The 4098-nt window shown below is 65.8% G+C and carries 2 protein-coding genes and 1 pseudogene; all 3 read right to left on the reverse strand.

The genetic code is table 11. The annotated features are described in order from the left end of the window. Nucleotides 1-38: 38 nt before the first annotated feature. Nucleotides 39-437, reverse strand: a pseudogene (locus RT028_RS20065) (LTA synthase family protein); the annotation flags it as partial. 224 nt (nucleotides 438-661) lie between these two features. Further along, a complete protein-coding gene (locus RT028_RS20070; protein WP_312937214.1) occupies nucleotides 662-3091 on the reverse strand; it encodes a glucose/quinate/shikimate family membrane-bound PQQ-dependent dehydrogenase in 2430 nt (809 codons plus the stop codon). Nucleotides 3092-3296: 205 nt separating this feature from the next. Then, the gene (locus tag RT028_RS20075; RefSeq protein ID WP_312937216.1) at nucleotides 3297-4088 is read right to left on the reverse strand and encodes a CAP domain-containing protein; all 792 of its coding nucleotides are present in this window, start codon (nucleotides 4086-4088) and stop codon (nucleotides 3297-3299) included. Nucleotides 4089-4098 lie beyond the last annotated feature (10 nt).

Below are 4098 nucleotides of genomic sequence, written 5' to 3' on the forward strand. Positions count from 1 at the left end.
CCGGCACTTCATCAGGCCGGGCGATGCGCCTCCTCCACCGCCTGCACTGGCACGGGAACCGCACGTCCACGCCGCAGCCAGCCCAGCAGCCCGGCACCCATCAGGGCAGGCAGCCAGCCGTGGGCGAGGGCGCCCCCGGTGGAATTCTCGACGAACTGCGGATCGAACAGGTAGCTCAGATCAGCGCTGGTCGGCAGGCGCCCGACGGCGCTGACCAGCTCGGCCGAGGCCACCCACAGGCCCGCCCAGAACAGCAACACGGGCAGCGCCAGCCACCAGGCACGGCGTTGCAGCAACAGCAACAAGGTGCTGCCGATGGCCAGGTCCGAGAGATAGCCGGCCGGGTTCGACCAGCCCAGCAGCGCCCGGCTGAGTAGCGGAATGAGCAGCACCAGGGCGATCAGGGAACAGGTGCGGACGCCGATACGCCCAGGCACGGGGGAGTTGCTCACCAAAAGAATTCCTTGTTGTCATCGGACGGTCACAAAAGTGGGCGCGATGATAACAGGCCGGGGAGCAGGGGGTGGGCGGATAGGGGAAGCGTGTGCTTACAACCCGTTACGGGAAATGACGCGGAGCGGGCGTAATACAGCAAAGCGGGCCCCGGCACAGTCACTGCTGTGCCGGGGCCCGCGTTCAACTTTGAACCGATGCTGAACTCCTACTGCTTCTCGTCCGGCAGCGCATAGGCAATCACATAGTCGCCACGGTCAGTCGACTGACGCGCGCCACCGGCGGTGATCACCACATACTGCTTGCCCGTCTTGGGCGACACGTAGGTCATCGGGCCACCCTGGCTGCCAACGGGCAAGCGGGCTTTCCAGATTTCGTCACCATTGGCGCTGTTGTAGGCGCGCAGGTAGAAGTCCTGCGTGCCGGCAATGAACACCAGGCCGCCTTGGGTCGAGAGGGTGCCGCCCAGGGTCGGCAGGCCGATCTTGATCGGCAGGTGCATGCGAATTCCCAAGGGGCCGGTGTCTTCCACCGTACCGACCGGTACTTGCCAGGCCACTTGACGGGTCTTCATGTCGATGGCCGTCAGCGTGCCGAACGGCGGTGCCTGGCACGGAATGCCGGCGATCGACAGGAAGCGGTTCTTGTTCACCGCATAAGGTGTGCCCTTGAGCGGCACGGCGCCCATGCCGGTGTTCAACGATTCACCACCGGACGAGGTCGCTGCCTTGTTCTGCGACGGGATCATCTGAATCCACAGGCCCAGACGCATGTCGTTGACGAAGATGAAGCCGTGTACCGGGTCGGTCGACAGGCTGCCCCAGTTCATGCCACCCAACGACCCTGGGAAGCTCAGCGAGCGGTCGGTGCCGGGTGCGGTGTACAGGCCGTCGTAGCGCATGCCCTTGAAGTCGATGCGGCACAGCAACTGGTCATATGGCGTGGCGCCCCACATGTCTGACTCGGTCAGAGTCTGCGCGCCGATCTGCGGCATGCCGACCGACTTGGGCTGGGTGGGCGAATACGGCTCGTTGGGGATGTTGCTCGGCTTGACCGCAACGTCCTTGACGTCGGTCAGCGGCTGGCCGGTGGCACGGTCGAGCACGTAGATCTGCCCGGCCTTGGTGCCGATCACCACCGCAGGCACGGTCTTGCCGTCGTCGCGGGTGAAGTCGATCAGGCTCGGCTGCATCGGCAGGTCGAAGTCCCAGAGGTCGTTGTGGACGGTCTGGTAGACCCACTTCTGGTTGCCGGTGGTGGCGTCGAGGGCCAGTACGGAGGCGCCGTAGGTGTGGTCGAGCTGGGTGCGCTCCACGCCGTAGATGTCGGTGGAGGACGAGCCCATTGGCAGGAACACGGTGTTCATCGCCGGGTCGTAGGACATCGGCGCCCAGCTGTTCGGGGTGCTGCGCATATAGGTGCTGCCGTCTTGTGGCGCATCACGCTTTTGCGGGTTGCCCGGGTCGAACGCCCAGCGCATCTGGCCGGTCATCACGTCGAAGCCGCGCAGCACACCTCCCGGCATGTCGGTCTGCACGTTATCCGCAACACGCCCGCCGACCACTACGGTGGTGCCGGCCATCAGCGGCGCGGACGACAGCTGATAATAGGAGTCCGGCACATCGCCCAGGCCGGCCATCAAGTTCACCTGGCCGTTGTCGCCGAAGCCTTCGCAGAACTGGCCGGTGTCCGCATCCACGGCAATCAGGCGGCCATCGATGGTGTTGGTCAGCAGGCGGCGCTGGCAGTTGGCGCCTGGCGCGATGCTGGCGACGGTGACCGGTGAGCTGCCGGGCTGACTCGGCTGAGCCAGGGGTGCGGTGGCGTCGAAGTACGCCAGGCCGCGGCAACGCTGCCAGACCTTGGACTGGGCGTTGATGGCGTTTTTCCACAGCTCCTTGCCGGTGTCGGCGTCCAGTGCGATCAGGTTGTTGTGTGGGGTGCAGAGGAACACCTTGTTGCCGATCTGCAGCGGGGTGAGCTGGTCTTCAGCGCCGTTGCCGTCGCTGAGTGCGACATCGCCGGTGTGGTAGGTCCAGGCCACCTGCAACTGGTTGACCGTGTCGCGGTTGATCTGGTCGAGCGCCGCGAAGCGGCTGCCGCCCACGGTGTTGCCGTAGTGCGCCCAATCTTTCTGCGCCTTGGCCGGGTCGACTGGGGTGAGGCCAGGACCGTTGCCGGTCGGGGCAACGCTGGGGTGGGCGACGAACATGTTGCCGACGGTGATGGCCAGAAGGATTGCCATCACGCCGGCAAGGCCGTAGGCGCTGCGCCCTGGCGTGCCGCCGTGGGCGCGCACCAGCAGTGGGTAGACCAGCGTGACCACCAGGCCAATGGTGCTGAACATGAACAGGCGTGAGAACAGCGGCCAGAACACCCAGCCTGCATCGGCCACGGCCCACACGGCGGTGGCGAGCAGAAATGCAGCGAACAGCCAGGCGCCGAGCGGCTTGCGCAGGGCAATCAGCACGCCGGCCAGGGCCATGGCCGCGCCGCCGATGAGGAAGTACCAGGAACCGCCGCGACTGAGCAACTTGATGCCGCCAGCGGCCAGGAGCAGGCCGAGCAGGGCGATGATCACGCCCAGGCCGATCAGAATGGAGAGGGAGGCGCGCGACAGGCGCGGTGTGTGTTTCATGCCGGAATTCTCGCAGGTGGAATGGGCGAGAGTCTAAGCGCTTAGCAAGCTAATTAACAAGTTGGTACATAAAATTTGGTGACGAATTGTCGCAGGTGACAGACGCCCTTCGACGGAGCGAGCGTGAGTCATGCCGGGGGGCGGTGCGGCAGGGGGAGGCGATTCGTCAGGTAAGCTCTGCCAGGCACGGGACAAAGCGGCGGCGCTATTGCGCCTTGCCGAACATCCCGGTCCAGTAGATCCCCGCATCGCTTTTCGGATCTACCGCGTAGGCCGCGCCCAGGTCGCTGAACTCGGGGTTCATCAATGTCGCGCAGTGCCCCGGGCTGGCCAGCCAGCCGTCCACTACCTTGCGCGGCGTGTCTCGCCCAGCTGCAATGTTTTCGCCAATCTGCTGGTACAGGTAGCCGGCCAGTTCCGCGCGATCACCTGGGGTGCGACCGTCGCGGTCGATGTGGTCGAAGAAATTCTGGTTGGCCATGGCCCGGGTATGGCTTACGGCCGCACCGGCGAGCACGCTGTTCCACGTCAAAGGTGGCGCTTGGGCGAACGGTTGCCCGCCACATTCGCGCGGCAGCTTGCGCGCGGCATTGATCTCCTGCAGCAACTTCTGGCCTTCGGCCTGCCAGTCGCCCAGGCGGCCGGTGAGCAGGGGCCTGGCCAGGACGATACGCCAGTCGCGGCCCTCCTGGCTGACGCCGATGTCGACGAATTGCGGGTCGAGCACCACCTGGCAGAAGCTTTCCTTGATCACGTTCATGGCGGCGGTTGCATCACGCGGCCCGGAGAGGCTGATGGCCTGCACGTTGACCATCGGGTAGGCGGCGCGGCTCATGGCCTGCTGCAGATCGCGGGTGCCCTCGGGGGACAGCGCCAGGCGAGTGTCGCTGTTGAGCGGCGGCAGTTCCAGCGAGGCCTCGCCACCGCACGGCTGGGCCTGGCTGCGCCAGGCATTGACCGCATCGATCAGGCGCGCTTCTTCGCCGCTGACCGCCAGCGCCTGCGGC

The organism is Pseudomonas sp., assembly GCF_032058845.1.
In the GTDB taxonomy this organism is placed as follows: domain Bacteria; phylum Pseudomonadota; class Gammaproteobacteria; order Pseudomonadales; family Pseudomonadaceae; genus Aquipseudomonas.

Excerpts from the sequence above, each read along its gene's own strand:
- RT028_RS20070 (WP_312937214.1), bottom strand. The coding sequence starts at position 3,091 with ATGAAACACACACCGCGCCTGTCGCGCGCCTCCCTCTCCATTCTGATC.